The sequence below is a fragment of the Kribbella sp. NPDC050820 genome (assembly GCF_040653975.1).
Lineage (GTDB): Bacteria > Actinomycetota > Actinomycetes > Propionibacteriales > Kribbellaceae > Kribbella.
Map to the genome: position 1 here is coordinate 266307 of NZ_JBFAHB010000001.1, position 13030 is coordinate 279336.

The 13030-nt window shown below is 69.5% G+C and carries 13 protein-coding genes and 1 tRNA gene; 11 read left to right on the forward strand and 3 right to left on the reverse strand.

All coding sequences use genetic code 11. The features are described from left to right. Position 1: 1 nt before the first annotated feature. The 8 genes from AB0H36_RS01345 to AB0H36_RS01380 are packed head-to-tail and all read left to right on the forward strand — an operon-like array spanning position 2 to position 5728. On the forward strand, positions 2–1159 hold the full coding sequence (locus tag AB0H36_RS01345; RefSeq protein ID WP_360514505.1) for an anhydro-N-acetylmuramic acid kinase: 1158 nt from the start codon (positions 2–4) through the stop codon (positions 1157–1159). A 14-nt stretch (positions 1160–1173) separates the two neighbouring features. After that, the gene (locus AB0H36_RS01350; RefSeq protein WP_360514508.1) at positions 1174–1692 is read left to right on the forward strand and encodes an AAA family ATPase; all 519 of its coding nucleotides are present in this window, start codon (positions 1174–1176) and stop codon (positions 1690–1692) included. Positions 1693–1725: 33 nt separating this feature from the next. Next, entirely contained in the window at positions 1726–2751 is a 1026-nt protein-coding gene (locus tag AB0H36_RS01355) for a MerR family transcriptional regulator (RefSeq protein WP_360514511.1), read from the forward strand. Next, positions 2748–3929 (forward strand): MFS transporter, encoded by a 1182-nt coding sequence (locus AB0H36_RS01360; RefSeq protein WP_360514514.1) that lies wholly within the window; start codon positions 2748–2750, stop codon positions 3927–3929. The genes AB0H36_RS01355 and AB0H36_RS01360 overlap by 4 nt, the downstream gene beginning before the upstream one ends. Before the next feature lie 47 nt (positions 3930–3976). Further along, positions 3977–4210: a hypothetical protein gene (locus AB0H36_RS01365; protein ID WP_360514517.1), complete on the forward strand. Its 234-nt coding sequence runs from the start codon at positions 3977–3979 to the stop codon at positions 4208–4210. Beyond that, positions 4210–4602: a type II toxin-antitoxin system VapC family toxin gene (locus AB0H36_RS01370; RefSeq protein WP_360514520.1), complete on the forward strand. Its 393-nt coding sequence runs from the start codon at positions 4210–4212 to the stop codon at positions 4600–4602. The genes AB0H36_RS01365 and AB0H36_RS01370 overlap by 1 nt, the downstream gene beginning before the upstream one ends. A 47-nt stretch (positions 4603–4649) precedes the next feature. Beyond that, entirely contained in the window at positions 4650–5252 is a 603-nt protein-coding gene (locus tag AB0H36_RS01375) for a DJ-1/PfpI family protein (RefSeq protein ID WP_360514523.1), read from the forward strand. After that, positions 5252–5728, forward strand: coding sequence for a MarR family transcriptional regulator (locus tag AB0H36_RS01380; RefSeq protein WP_360514526.1), 477 nt, complete (start codon positions 5252–5254; stop codon positions 5726–5728). Before AB0H36_RS01375 ends, AB0H36_RS01380 begins: the two co-directional genes overlap by 1 nt. Here the strand turns inward: AB0H36_RS01380 and AB0H36_RS01385 are convergent. Both AB0H36_RS01385 and AB0H36_RS01390 read right to left on the reverse strand, forming a co-directional pair. Further along, on the reverse strand, positions 5706–8231 hold the full coding sequence (locus AB0H36_RS01385) for a polysaccharide lyase family 8 super-sandwich domain-containing protein (RefSeq protein ID WP_360514529.1): 2526 nt from the start codon (positions 8229–8231) through the stop codon (positions 5706–5708). The genes AB0H36_RS01380 and AB0H36_RS01385 overlap by 23 nt on opposite strands. Positions 8232–8319: 88 nt before the next feature. Continuing rightward, positions 8320–10338 carry a hypothetical protein gene (locus AB0H36_RS01390; protein WP_360514532.1) on the reverse strand — a complete coding sequence of 673 codons (2019 nt, stop codon included), beginning with the start codon at positions 10336–10338 and terminating at the stop codon, positions 8320–8322. A gap of 151 nt (positions 10339–10489) precedes the next feature. Between AB0H36_RS01390 and AB0H36_RS01395 the strand changes: the two genes are divergently transcribed. Together AB0H36_RS01395 and AB0H36_RS01400 are read left to right on the forward strand one after the other, a co-directional pair. Further along, entirely contained in the window at positions 10490–11128 is a 639-nt protein-coding gene (locus AB0H36_RS01395) for a helix-turn-helix domain-containing protein (protein ID WP_360514535.1), read from the forward strand. Between the two features lie 125 nt (positions 11129–11253). Then, positions 11254–11967 (forward strand): phosphatase PAP2 family protein, encoded by a 714-nt coding sequence (locus tag AB0H36_RS01400; protein WP_360514538.1) that lies wholly within the window; start codon positions 11254–11256, stop codon positions 11965–11967. Between the two features lie 107 nt (positions 11968–12074). On the opposite strand, the gene AB0H36_RS01405 is transcribed toward AB0H36_RS01400, so the two are convergent. Beyond that, positions 12075–12148: transfer RNA gene (locus AB0H36_RS01405), tRNA-Gly, on the reverse strand. 370 nt (positions 12149–12518) lie between these two features. On the opposite strand from AB0H36_RS01405, the gene AB0H36_RS01410 reads away from it, so the two are divergent. Beyond that, positions 12519–12962 (forward strand): MarR family transcriptional regulator, encoded by a 444-nt coding sequence (locus tag AB0H36_RS01410; protein ID WP_360514541.1) that lies wholly within the window; start codon positions 12519–12521, stop codon positions 12960–12962. Positions 12963–13030 lie beyond the last annotated feature (68 nt).

Genomic DNA, 13030 nt, shown 5'->3' on the forward strand with positions numbered 1-13030 from the left:
CATGCGAGTCATCGGCCTGATGTCCGGGACGTCGTACGACGCGATCGACGCGGCCGCCGCGGACCTGCGGCTGGACGGGGACCGGTTGGTGCTGACGCCACTCGGTCTGCTCAGCCAGCCCTATCCGGCGGAGTTGCGGGCCGCGATCGCGGAGTCGTTGCCACCGGCAAGTACGTCGATGGAGCAGGTGTGCCGGCTGGACACCGGGATCGGGCAGGCGTTCACGGACGTCGCGCGGCAGGCGGTGGAGCAACTCTGCGGCGGGTCCGCCGACTTGATCGTGTCGCACGGTCAGACGGTGTTCCACTGGGTCGACGGCGGAACCGTCCGCGGCACGTTGCAGCTCGGCCAGCCGGCGTGGATCGCTGAGGCGACCGGAACGACGGTGGTGTCGGACCTGCGGGCCCGCGACGTCGCCGCCGGTGGGCAAGGTGCGCCGCTCGTGAGCATCATCGACGTGCTCTGGTTGCGTGGGCGACCCGGTGTGCCGATCGCGTTGAACCTCGGCGGAATCGCGAACATCACCGTGGTGCACGGCGAGCCGGTCGCGTTCGACACCGGGCCGGCGAACGCGCTGATCGACGCGGTCGTGACCGAGCTGACCGGCCGTCCGTACGACGTGGACGGCGCGATGGCCGGGCGCGGCCGGGTGCATGGGGAGCTGCTCAAGCGGTTGCTGGCCGAGCCGTACTACGGCCGGTCGGCGCCGAAGAGCACGGGCAAGGAGCTGTTCAACCTCGCCTACCTGGCTCGGGCGCTCGAGGGGTTGTCGTCGGAGGTCCCGCCGGACGACCTGCTCGCGACGGTGACCCTGCTGACCGCGCGGACCGTCGCGGACGCCGTACGGCGGTACGGCGGGACCGAGGTGGTCGCGTCCGGGGGAGGGATCCGGAACCCGGTGCTGATGCACATGCTGGCGTCGGACCTCGGGTCGGTGCCGGTGCGCAGTACGGACGAGTTGGGGTTGCCGTCGGCGGCGAAGGAGGCCTACGCGTTCGCCGTACTCGGGTTCCTGACCGTGAACGGGCTGGGCGGGACGGTCCCGAGCTGCACGGGCGCGCGGCATACAAGCGTGCTCGGGTCGATCACGCCGGGAGCGCGCGGACTGCCGGTTGTGGCCGGAGACGCGCGACCCCCGATGAGTCTCACGATCGATTGACTCACACTGGTCTCGTGACAAGGCTCTTCGTGGTGACGGGTGCACCCGGTTCCGGGAAGTCGACGGTGGTGCCGGAACTGGTGCGGTTGAGTCCGGGCAACATGGTCGTGATGGACATGGACGAGTTGCTGGACGATCACGGACGGTTGCTGGGGATCGACATCGCCGCTCCGACCGCGGCGCCGATCTGGCCGGCGTACAACGCGCTGTGGTTGCGGATCACCGAGCTGATCCGCCGGTCCGGGATCCCGGTGCTGCTGCTCACGCCGGGGCTGCCGGCCGAGTTGCCGGAGGGCCGGTGGCTGCATCTGGACTGCCCGGACGCCGTACGGCGGAAGCGGCTGGCCGGACGCGGCTGGCCCGACGCGCAGATCGAGGAGGCGATCGCGGACGCGGTCGAGATCCGCAAGCACGTGCCGCGCTCGGTTCGTGGCGACGTGTCACCCGAGCGGTCGGCGAAGGGCATCCTGGACTGGATCCGCGGCGAGCGGCTGGGGAAGACGCTGGGGTTGTGGGGACGGCTGCGAAGTTGACCTTCGAGTTGGTGCAGGGCTGAGGGTCACGGCATGAGGTTGACGATCAGTGAGTTCTCCCGGCTGGTGGGCCTGGCGCCGAGCGCGCTGCGCTTCTACGACGACTGCGGTGTCCTCCCGCCTGCCGAGGTCGACGAGACCAACGGCTACCGCTACTACGCCCCGTCCCAGGCGCCCCGGGCCCGCCTCCTTCGCAACCTCCGCGAGATAGGCCTCCCGCTCCCCGAAGTCCGCACCGCCCTGGACGCCACCCCCGCCGAGCTGGCCGCCCAAATCCAAACCCACCTACGCACCCTCGAAGCCAAATCCACCGCCACCCGAGCCGCCGCCGACCACCTCCTGTCCACCCTCCTGGCCAACCGCACAGTCGCCGTCCTGGGCGCCCCCGAGCTGGCCAGCGCCATCCGCCAGGTAACCCCCGCCGCCGCTTCACCTGATGCCAAGGCCGAACTTGCGGTGCTGGAGTGCGTGCGGTTGGAGCTCACCGCGGACGAGGTGCGGTTGGTGGCGACCGATCGGTATCGGTTGTCGGTGCGGACCGTTCAACCCGTGGACTTCAGCGGGGCGACCACGAGTGTGCTGGTGCCGGCGTCCGAGCTGACTCAGTTGATCCGGTGGTTGACCGCCGGGGACCAGGTGCGGGTCGAGTTGGCAGGTGACGAGTTGGAGCTCGCGCGGGACGGGGATGTGCGCCGGCTGACGGTGGTTTCCGGCGAGTATCCGGCGTACCAAGGGATTCTGGACGGGTTGACGCCGCCGACGTGCCGGGTCGTGGTGGATCGGGGTGAGTTGAGGGCGGCCCTGGAAGGGCGGGATGTTGTTGCCTTTGACATCGATCCGGTGGCGTTGCGGATCGACGGTGAGGTGAAGCTCGACGTGATCGGGTCCGGGTCGGCGCGGATCGGGTTCACCGCAGGCCTGCTCGCGGCCGCGTTGGAGGCGAGTGTCGGGCCCGACGTGCTGCTCGAGATCGGGGCGTCCGACCGGCCGGTCGTCGTACGCTCGGCCGACCAGGGCACGTTCACCACGCTGGTGATGCCTGTCCGGCTGGACGGGTGAACCGGCCGTACTACGGCTGGCTGGCAGGGTCCACACTCTCGGCGTTCGGCGACAGCGCGCTGTTCTTCGCGCTCGGCTGGGCGGCGACCGGGATCGCCCCGCACGTCGCGGGGCTCGTGCTGACCGCGTTCACCTTGCCGCGCGCCGTACTCCTCCTGCTCGGCGGCGTCCTCGGCGACCGCTGGGGTCCCCGCCGCGTTCTCATCAGTTGCTCGGCGATCGTCGGCGCATGCTGCTTCGGCCTGGCCGCCGCCGTGGCGTTCGCGGGCAGCTCGGCCACTCTGCTGATCCTGACCGCAGCCGTCATCGGCACCGTCGACGCCTTCGCACTGCCGGCCGCCGGCGCCCTGCCCCGCCTGTTCGTCACCGACGACGACCTGCCGAAGGCCATGGCCATGAGTACGTCGGCCAACCAAGTCGTCAGGCTCGCCGGCGGCCCCATGGGCGGCCTGTTCGTCGCCTCCCTCGGCCTGGCCGGCGCCCTCACGATCGACGCCGCAACCTTCGCCGTACTGTGCTGCGTCCTCCTCGCGATCAAACCGCCGTACGACGTGCAGCCGTCAGCCGACCGCAAGTCGGTGGCCCGCGACGCCCTCGACGGCATCCGCGTCGCCTGGTCGGACCGGACCCTGCGAACCATCCTGCTCGTGGTCGCCGCAGTCGCAGCCTTCGTCCTGCCAGTCACGTCCCTCTGCATCCCACTCCTGGCAAGAGCTCACGCCTGGTCCGCCACCCAAACCGGCCTGATCGTCGCCGCAACCGTCACCGGCAGCCTCCTCGTCACCCTCGTGGCAGCCCGCCGCGGCACGTCAACCCGCCCCAACCTCACCGCCGGCCTGGGCTGCCTACTAGGCGCCGCAGGCATCACCGCCCTGACCCTCTCCCCATCCCCCTGGCTCGCCACCGCAGCCGCACTCCTCCAAGGCTTGGGCGTAGGCCTCTTCACCTCCCACCTGGCCCCCGTCTTCGTCCGCGCCACCCCCCGCACCCACTTGACCCGACTCCAGTCCCTCCCATCCCTCGCCCAAACCATCCCGCTGATCCCCTCCACCAACCTCCTGGCAGCCCTCAACATCCACCAAGCCCTCACCCTCTGCGCCACCACCACCGCCCTCGCCGGCCTGACCCTCACCCGCCTCGCCTTGACCTCCACAACCCAACGCGGCGCCGCGGTCTGAGGTCTGCGCGCCTGGCAATGAAAGACACTTTGTCTTACATTGGCTTCATGGGAGACAGCATCACCATCAGGACCGACGCGGAGACCGAGCACGCGCTGGACGTTCTGACTCACGACGGCAGTTCACGCTCGGCGGCTGTTCGGCAGGCAGTACTGGAAGCCGCTCAGCGGAGGGAGCGCGCCGCTGCGATGCGTCGTGCCGTACTGCGGATGCCGCTCGGTGAACCCGATGGAATCGACGTCGCCGCGGAGATCGCGCGTGCCCGCGAGGGTGAGCGCTGATGATTTATCTGGACTCGGCGGCGATCGTGAAGCTCGTGCACGCCGAAGCCGAGTCGCAGGCGCTCCGCGACTGGCTCGACCAGCGAGCCGAAACGGGCTGGACAAGCTCGGTCCTCGCGGAGGTCGAGTCGTCCCGGGCGTTGGCCCGCTATGCCCCTGCAGCAGTAGTCCGGCTCCACCCGGTCCTTGATCTGATCGACCTGCTGGAACTGGATGCCGGCATCCGGATCCTCGCACAGACCGTGAAACCCGCGACCGTCCGCAGTCTCGATGCCATTCACCTGGCGACGGCTCTTCGAGTCCGTGCTCAGCTCACCTCTTTCATCACCTATGACAAGCGCCTCGCCGACGCGGCTCGCGTCGCTGGACTCCCCGTCGACATGCCTGCCTGAGTCGGGAGCTATTGACAACATGTTGCCGTCATGACAACATGTTGTCTATGACGAAGACAGCGTATGTGGGTGTTTACGAGACGTGGGCGGACTGGGAGATCGGGCATCTGCTGGTCGAGCTGCGGACCGGGCGGTTTACCGGCGAGCAGTGGGAGGTTGTGACGGTGGGGGAGACAGCGGAGCCGGTGACCACGATGGGTGGGTTGCGGGTTGTGCCGGACGTGGCGCTGGGAGACGTCGAGCCTGCGGACGGGGATCTGCTGGTGCTGGCTGGGTCGGCGCTGTGGGATGAGGGGCAGGGGGACGCATTCGCGAAGTTGGCGCGGCGGTTCCTCGAGGCGGGTGTGCCGGTGGCGGCGATCTGTGGGGCTACGGCCGGGCTGGCGCGTGAGGGGCTGCTCGACGAGCGCAAGCACACGAGCGCGGTGAAGGAGTACCTGTTGGCCACCGGCTACCAAGGCGGGGACAACTACGTGGACGAGCGTGCGGTCGTCGACGGCGATCTGATCACGGCTGGGCCGGATTCGCCGGTGCAGTTCGCGCGGGCGGCGCTCGGCCGGCTCGGACTCGCGGACGAGAAGAAGCTGGACGCGTACGAAGGCGTGTTCCACCGCGCCGACCCGTCGTCGTACCCGGCTCTGGTCGGCTGATGACTGTTCCACCACGCGAGGACTGGCCGCGGCCGGATCCGCAGTCGGAAGGTGGTGCGCTGTTGACGGACGTCGTCCTGGCCACCTTCCGGCTGAACGCGCGACTGATGGAGGCCGCCCAGGACCTCGCCGCGCACGGCGGGCTGACCGCCGCGTGGTGGCAGGTCCTCGGCGGCGTCCTCGACGAGCCGCGATCGGTCGCGGAGGTCGGCCGCATCATGGGCGTCAGCCGGCAGGGCGTGCAGCGGATCGCCGACCTGCTGGTCGAGCGCGGCCTGGCCGAATACCGCCCGAACCCGGCCCACCGCCGCGCCAAGCTGCTCGCCTGTACCGAGTCCGGCTACTGGGCGATCCGGCAGATCTCGATCGCCCAGCATCCGTGGGGCGACAAGCTCGCCGCCACCGTCGACCTCGACGAGCTCCGTACGACGCTCGCCACCATGCAGGCCCTGATCACCAAGCTGGAAGAAGCTTGACCGCGAGGCTCCGTCCGTACGTGTGATGCGTGGTGAACGTCAGCCGCGTCCCGGTCACCGTCCGCACCACCTGAACATCGGCAACCGGGGACTCGGGACGCAGGTAGTGCGCCCACAGGTTCACCGTGATCGTGTCGCGCGAGGTGGTCGGATCGGACGCGGCGACGGTGACCGCGTGGTCCTGGTGTCGTTGCAGCAGCACCGACGCCGGCCCGTCGATGGTGAGCCCCGGCAGGTTGTGCCGCCCGGGACCGAAGGTGTTGGCGCCGGTCAGCCGCAGCCCGAGATGAGTGATCGCCTGCAGCCGTGGGGTGTTCGACAGCACGACCACACGCCCGTGCTGGTAGGAGCGCAGCCCGGATTCTGTTGCATTGGGCACCAAAGCGTAGGCCAGTGACTGCTTGGACCCGGCCGGCTGCGCGACCGTCAGCCCGAAGACCTGCTTGGTCACCGCGGTGTCCGGGTTCGACGTCCGCACCACTCGCCGGCTGCGCGTCACCTGCTCCAGTCCGACCGACACCTGACTCGGCTGCAGGAAGTAGTACCCGATCGACGTTCCGCCGTTCGCGTACCGCAGCCACCGCGGATCCGTCGTACCCCTCCCGGTCCAGGCCTGGCCATCCCGCCGTACGCCGGTGATCGACACAGCATCCCCTGGAGCCGCGATTCGAGTGTCGAGCGTCGTCGTCACCGCGCGGGTGTCGTCGGTGACGCCGGCAGCCAGTACGACGATCTCGTCGTCGAGCATGAACCACGACTTGGTCGCCTCGGCGTTGCGGTAGACCACGAAGTCGTCGGGCAGTTCGTCACGCGACTCGTACGCGAAGTCGCTCGACTGGACCCACCCGACCGCGCTGTAGGCGTCCAGCGTCGCGCCGCCGGAGTACGCGTTCGTCCCGACCGGGAAGTACACGTACTTGTTCTGCGACTCGCTCGACGGCGTGAAGTTCAGCGGGTGGTCCGGGTTGTCGTAGTACGGCGTCCCGTAGAGCTCCGGGATCGACTTGCGGGCCTCGACCGGCGCGGTCACCCCACCGAGCGCGTACGGCGAGACCGTTGTGAAGTAGTCGATCCCGAACGACTGGGTCTGGTCCTGGCCGGCCAGGTAGAGGTAGTGCGCGCCGTCGCCCTGGAACCACGGCAGCAGGTTCTCGCCGCTCATGTACTCGTACTTGCTGATCCGCTCCGAGTTCCGGGCCAGCGCGAACGCGTACCCGGGCCGCCGGTGCACGGTCCGGTCCATCGCGTTGAACGCCGTGGTGCTCGCCGCCGGGTTCAGGTCGGCCGGGACGACGGCCGGGTCGGCCTTGAGGTCGGCGAACCGGGCGATGCTGACCGGCGACACGAAGCTGACCGGGTTGATCGTCGGCTGCGCGGTGAACTTCGCGAACGCCTTGAGCCGGTCGGCGTCCGCGCCGGTCGCGTAGTCGGCCAGGTCGACGATCGCCTCCACCACGACCGCGACGTCGGCGTACCCGGTGGCGGTCCGGGAGACCGCGCGGCCCTTGACGATCTCCATCATCCAGCCCTCGAAGATCAGCGGCGCGAACCCGTGCTCGACCCAGCCCTGAACCACGCCGACCAGGTCGTCACCCTGCGCGTACTCGGTGCCGGCCAGCACCTTGATCGTCTGCACGACGCGGCTGAGCAGTCCCTTCCCGTACGAGCCGGTGTACGCGACGGACGAGTGCTGGATGAACGAGCCGTCCGCGTAGTACCCGTCGGTCACGCCGTGCTGCAGGTTGTACGGGTCGATCGTCGCAAACACGGTGAACTGGTCCTGCAGCGCCTTCCGGATCCGCGCGTCGTCACCCATCAGCGCGCCCTGCAGGACCCGGTTGGCGGTGATGTCGACGAGGTTCGCGCCGGTGTGGAAGCGCGAGTCGAGGTCGACGTCGCCGTCCTTGCCGTTGCGCAGGTAGGCGTCCATCGAGGGGACGTACTGCGCGACCAGTGCGGCCGGCGCGTCGAGCAGGGCGAGCGTCTTCGACACGTGGGTGGAGATGCCGATCTCCCACGTGAACCAGTTGCCGTAGTACCCCTTCGACTGGTCGCCGTAGTAGTTCTCGTGCAGCCAGGCGAGCTTCTCCGCGACCCCGGCGCGCACCTGCTCGTTGCCCTGCAGGTCGGACGCCGGGCCGGGGCGCTTGGTCGCGAGCGCGATCTCGTAAAGGTGCTGGTACGACGCATTCAAGTTCGGATCGCTGGTGCCGAGCGGGAGGCCGGCGAAGAGCTCGTTCGCCTGCGCTCGGTCCATCGCGGCCAGCCAGGTCCGGGCGGTCGCGTCGAGGTTGGCGAGTTTGGCCGCGACCTCGGGCCGGGCGTTCGACTCCGGCGTACCGGCATAGATCGCGACCGCGTTGGCGAGCAGTTGGCTCGCGTCGGCCTCCAGGGCAGCCATCGTCGCGCCCGCGGTGGCGCGGGCGGTTGGGGCAGGGTTGACCGCGGTCAGCAGGGCGGTGGCGGGCACGAACGACAGCAGGCGGCGGCGGGTGATGTCCACTGATACTCCCTCAGCGGTTGGGAAAAACCTCACCCCGGGAGTCAATCAGCCGGAACTATCCTTCGGCAAGCGCTTGCATGCTGATGATTCAGGAACCTCCGGCGCCGACCAGCTGGCCGTCGATGGAGAGGATGCGGGTCGGGCCCCCGGCGGACTTCGTGGGGATGACCAGCGCGGCTTGGTAGAGGTAGTCCTGGTGGATGGTCTGGGTGTACTTGACCATGCTGCTGAACGCGGTCGCCTCGCCGCTGGTCCAGTAGGCGTTCGAGCCGGGCTCGACGCGCTGCAGGTACTGCTCGGTGAGGGAGAGGAAGACCAGCGCCTCGCCGGTCGAGGTGATGAAGGTGAGCGGCTCGCCGGACGCCGCGAAGGTGTCGGCGACGCTCGCGATGTAGCTCTCGTCGGTGTCCGCCACCTTCGACTTCGCGCGCCGCTCGAGGAGTGACGTCGTACCGGGCGAGGGGGTGAACAGCTTCGACTTCCCGCCAGTCGAGAGGTACGACGCGAGCGCCGCGCCGACCGCGGACGGCTGGGCGGCGAGCTGGTCGAGGTCGGCCTGGGCGGGCGTCCGCAGGCCTTCCATCGACGGGAGCTTCACCGTCTTGAGCGGGTAGACCGAGTTCGTCAGCAGCCACGGGGTGCCGGCGCTCTGCCGCTGCCAGACGCCGAGCTGACGGCTGCCGGGGTCGGTCGAGACGCCGGAGCTGACCACGAACCGCATCGGGTACGACCCGAACTCGGGCGCGCCGATCTGCGGCTCGGTGTACGTGAACGGCTTGTTCCTGTCCTTGCCGCTCGGGTCGAGCTTGCGGCCGATCAGGTAGCCGGCCCGGGTCTGGGCCAGCGTCGGATTCGCCTCGATCGTCTCGGCGAGCTTGGCGTCGCGGGCCTGGTTCGCCTGGTTGTTGACCTGGTTGTACTTCGCGACCACGGCCTGCGCGTCGGCCAGGGTGACGGCCGGGCGGGTCTCCGGCGCGGCCATGCTGTTCTTGGCGGGCAGCAGTCCGCAGCTCGTTGTCGTGAGCAACAAAGCGCCGCTGGCGAGCAGGGCGGCGGTCTTCCGGACCGCCTCGTCGCTGCGCTCGAACTCCGGCGACTCCTCGAGCCGCACGGTCTCCGGCTCCTCGTCGTACTCGGTGATCGCGTAGGTGGTCTCGAGGGTCGTCTCGCAGGCGGTCTCGTACGGCGTCTCGTCGTACTGCGTCTCGTACTGCGGCTCGTCGTCGGCCCGGACTGCGCCGACCGCGACCAGGAACGCCGGCGACTTCGCCTTCGCCTTGGCCACCGCCGACGGCGTCATCAGCATCGGCGCAGCGCCGATCGGCTCCGGAAGCCGCGGCTCCCGCTGCCTCGGCTCCGGCTGCCGCACGACCGGCCTGGCGACCGGCTCCGGCGCAACCGCCGGCTCCGAGGTGGCAACCGGCTCCGGCAGGGCGGCGGGCTGGGGTGCCGGCATGGCGACAGGCGCGGGCAGCAGGCGGGGGATGGGGGCAACCCCGGGCGGCTTGCGGCGGCGGAAGGTGAGGACCAGGCCGAGGGCGAGCACCAGGATGCCGGCGCCCAGCGCCAGCAGACAGACCCCGAACGCGCGCTCAACCTCGACGCCGAACCGGACGTCGGCGCCCACGGCGGGTGTGCCGTCCGCGTTCATCACGACCACGTCGTACCGGCCGTCCTGGATCGGCCACGCGAGCGACTGCCGGCCGGTCCCGCCGGCCTCCGCGACCCACCAGTCAAGCTCGGCCGGCGGCGTCAGCCGGGCGCTGCGGCCGCGCATCTCCTGCGTGCCGAAGGTGGCCGGCGGGTCGAACCGGATCAGCCGGGTGTGGGACGCGCCGGCCAGGTAGTCGGCGACGTCGAGGTCCTGCCCGACGCCGACGAAGACCGGTTTGTCGCCGGTCGCGGTCACGTGCAGGGTCGGTCCGTGCCGGTCGAGCAGGTCGGGCGCGGAGATGACGGCCAGGCCCTGGCTAGTGAACTGGCGGCTGCCGGTGGTGACCGTGTTGTCCGGGCCGACCAGCCAGAAGGCGGCGACTGCTCCGGCGATGGTGACCACGAGGCCGGCCAGGGTCAGCAACAGGCCCAGGGCGGTGCGGGCGAAACGCATGAAGAGGCTCCCGTTGGTACGACGAACCCAGCCCGCGGCGGGTGGACCGGGCAACGGGCTCCCGGGACGGGCCCTCTTCGGGTCCCGTCGTTCACCCGTTGCTCTGGATAACTGATCGCACAAGGATCTGTTACTGTTCATGAATTAACGAATGGCGATTCACAAACTCGGAGGTGCTGGAGTGGCCCGGCCGCGGCTGGTCAGCGACGACGTGATCCTGGACGCGACCCGCCAGGTGCTGGCCGAGCTGGGACCGGTGAAACTGACCCTCGCCGCGGTCGGCGAGCGGGTCGGCCTGGCCCCGCCGACGCTGATGCAGCGCTTCGGCTCCAAGCGCGGCCTGCTGCTCGCTTCGGCGGCCCGGTCGCCGCTGATGGTGCTCCGGGCGGTCGAGGAGGCGGAGGCGCGGAACACCTCCCCGCTCGCGATCCTGCGGGACTTCGCGCTGACGGCGGTTGCCCACATCAAGCACCGCGAGGAGCTCGGCAACGGCCTCGGCTTCGTCCAGCTCGACGTCGCCGACCCGGAGTTCCGGGCGCACGCGCTGGCGCACTCCGCGGCGATCGTGGACAGCTGCGCCCGCCTCTACCTGGCCGCCCGTGAGGCCGGCGAGCTGCGGCCGGACACCGACGTACCGGCGCTGGCTCGCCACACCCTTGTCTGCTTCAACGGCGCCCTCCAGGTCTGGGCGGTGAACGGCTGGGGCTCGCTGCACGAGTTCCTGACCGAGCAGCTGGACCTGATGATCGCGCCCTATCTCTCCAGGAGTGAGGATGCTCTCCCCACCTGACGCTGCGCGGCCGCGGCGCTCCGGTGCGTATCAAGGTGCTCCAGGCAACAACCTGACGATCGTCAGGGGGCCGGTAGGACTTTGGCTCACTGCGGCGGCTCGTCGTCGCTCCTAGCGTCGAGGTCATGACATGGAGGTACGACGGAGTCCGTCGGGTACTGGGTTCGCTGGGTGTGCTGATTCTGGGGACGGTTGTCGTCGTACTGCTCTATCCGGGCGGTCTGGGGACGACCGTCCCGGTGCGGGTGACGACCGGCGACTTCGCGTCGGCGTTCCGGGCGCTGAACGACGTGGTGGCGGACGCGCCGTCCTGGATGGGGTCGTTGGTCGACCTCGCGGGCGGCGGTCTGCTGGTCGCGCTGGGGCTGCTTCTTCTGCGGGTGGCTTTTCACTATCGCGACGCCCGGACGGTGGCCGGCGTACTGCTCACCGGAATCGGGACGGTCGTGGCCTACGGCCTGAGTGAGGCGTTGAAGCTGGTGGTCGACGAAGAGCGTCCGTGCCGCGCGGTGCCCGGCGCCGAGGTGATCGCGCACTGTCCCGCGGCAGGTGACTGGTCATTCCCGAGCAACCACGCCACCCTCGCAGCCGGCCTGGCCATCGGCATCGCCCTGTTGCGCCCCCGACTCGCCGCCCTCGCCTTGCCGCTCGCGGCCGGAGTCGCGCTGGCCCGAGTCGCCGCCGGCGTCCACTACCCCCACGACGTCGCAGCCGGCACCGTCCTCGGCGCAACCCTCGTCGCAGCGCTCCTACTCATCGCCACTCCACTCACCACGAGGATGGCCGGCCTGCTGCTCGACCGTGAGACCACCCGACGATTGCCTGAGTCAACCGTTTGATCCAGCCGAAAAGCCGAATTGTCGGAAGTAGGGTGCCAAGGCAACCAACAGCAGACGAACGAAGAGCCCGGGTCCTGAAGACCCGGGCTCGACTTTGTCCTGACAAATGGAGCGGGTGACGGGAATCGAACCCGCACTGTCAGCTTGGGAAGCTGATGTTCTGCCATTGAACTACACCCGCATGCTTGGCGGTGGCACCAGCAGGCGGAGACGAGCATAGCTGATGGGTGGGGTCCCGGCCACGGTGGGTCCGGCGTGCCGCGGCGCGGATGAGGATCCGGTGCGCCGGGTCGTGGCCGGGGGCGGGGAGGTGTACGGCGTCGCCGTACCCAAGAACTGATGCCGAATGCATCGAAAAGGGGCTGCGGGGCGGTTTGCGGGTGGGGTTCCTGGGCAGTTTTCCACAAAGGGCACGCCCAGGACTGGGCAGGTCCGGCATCTTCTGGCAGATTAGAACGCGTTGCCGGGGGCAACATTTCGACGCAACGTGAGGATGCGGTCCTCACCGGGACCGGACAAGATGGTTGCGGGGCAACTGGATGAAGGGGTGAATGGTGGCAACAGACACGAGTGACGTGCTGGACAACCTGGAGAAGGAGCTCGTCACGATGGGACGGCGGCTGCGTGGTCTGCAGCGGAAGCTGTCCGACGACGCGCACCCGGACCTGGAGCCGGCGCAGTACGCGTTGCTGAACCACGTCGAGGAGCTGGCGCCGGTGCGGATGGCCGACCTGGTTGCTGCGCTCGAGGTGGACAAGGGTCCGGTCAGCCGGGCCTGCGCACGGCTGGAGGAAGAGGGTCTGCTGAAGCGGGCGGCCGACAAGTCGGACGCCCGGGCGACTCTGCTGACGCTGACCGCGGCCGGCAAGCGCAAGCTCGCGGCGGCCCGGAAGAAGCGGCACAAGGTGATCGAGGACCTGCTCAAGGACTGGTCGCCGGCGCAGGTGAAGACCTTCGCCACCCAGGTGTCGCGCTTCAACAAGCTGTCCGGCTGAGCGGCCGGCACTGAGGCACTTTCGTTGCCTCAGGCCCCGAGGTGGACGCGGGACAGGCCCGGAGGAGT